At 39.8% G+C, this 791-nt stretch carries 1 protein-coding gene; it reads right to left on the bottom strand.

Features of this window, described 5'->3' with window-relative positions:
* On the bottom strand, positions 1 to 791 hold a 791-nt coding region (locus GVN22_RS28590), incomplete at both ends, for a hypothetical protein (protein ID WP_166554179.1).

Raw genomic sequence — 791 nt, 5'->3', positions numbered from 1 at the left:
TTCAAATAGACCTTTTTTGAAAAGTCTAGTTTTGCCAAATCCACTTCGTTTAATATCAACTCTTTCTTGAGGTAAAACTGGTTAGCACGCATCTGCTCAAGCTTTGACCAGTGGTTTGCTTTAAGTCCTGTTGGGCCATTCCAATACAAACTATAATTACCAAAACTTGGTAAAGCTTTGGGGTATCCGTCTTGGAGTCCGTGCCAAAATAATATTTTGGGAGATACCTTTTTTGTGAGCTGGGCAAATTGCTCGGTAACACCTTCTTGGCGTACTTCAGCTAAACCAGTTTCTGCATTGACCAGAGTTGTCGAAAACTCTGATATAACTTTGGCAACGCCGCTGTACATTTGTCCACTGTACTCTGGAGTAATATAATCACTCAGTTCTGTGGGTTTATCTTTGGTCAGTGCATCCGCTGAGTCTAATTTGTAACCTAGTTGGATTCTTGTATTAGGTTCAGGCACTTTGATTTCACCAATTAATCCTTTGTCGCTCCAGTCCACTACGGCTGGTTGTTGCAAATCATCTTCCCAAAAATTGATTTCTAAAGACTTCTGTACTGGGTTAAAGTTAAACTTGAGATTAGGCAGCTTTCGAAGCTCAAGAAAGAACTGCTCTACAGTCAGTTCTGGTAAATGCTGGTTTACCGTGACAGTACTAGCACCGTCCATGGCTCGAAGGTTAAACAGAATCAATTTGCTGTAGGCTGGATGATCTAAAAAGTCACCTGTAATTGTAGTATTGGTTATTTCAGCAATCTTTTGAATGACCCATTTTACAAAAAACAT

This window comes from Cellulophaga sp. BC115SP, from assembly GCF_009905545.1.
GTDB classification, from domain to species: domain Bacteria; phylum Bacteroidota; class Bacteroidia; order Cytophagales; family Spirosomataceae; genus Flectobacillus; species Flectobacillus rivi.
The sequence above is the reverse complement of the archived record's forward strand: the minus strand, read 5'-3'. Positions and strand labels throughout refer to the sequence as shown.